This is a genomic window from Pseudoalteromonas sp. P80D2, assembly GCF_036680945.1.
GTDB lineage: Bacteria > Pseudomonadota > Gammaproteobacteria > Enterobacterales > Alteromonadaceae > Pseudoalteromonas > Pseudoalteromonas shioyasakiensis.
The window spans coordinates 1-221 of sequence record NZ_JAZDAR010000042.1 but is presented as its reverse complement, the minus strand read 5'-3'; the positions used below and the strand labels follow the sequence as shown (position 1 = coordinate 221).

The 221-nt window shown below is 36.2% G+C and carries 1 protein-coding gene; it reads left to right on the top strand.

Annotated features, from left to right (window positions below; translation table 11 throughout):
* Positions 1–212: integrase core domain-containing protein (locus tag VRK28_RS11640; protein ID WP_332393978.1), on the top strand; the 212-nt coding region annotated here is incomplete at its 5' end.
* Positions 213–221 lie beyond the last annotated feature (9 nt).

Below are 221 nucleotides of genomic sequence, written 5' to 3'. Positions count from 1 at the left end.
GTTGGGACAATGCACCAATGGAGCGTCTATTTAGAAGTTTAAAAACAGAATGGGTTCCCTTATTAGGTTATAGTAATTATCATGAAGCTGAAAAAGATATTAGTAATTATTTGATGAATTATTATAACTGGCGCAGGCCACATAGCCATAATCAAATGGTTGCCCCTGCTATAGCAGAAGAAAAACTTAATTCACTGTCCGGAATTAGTTGACCACAACAG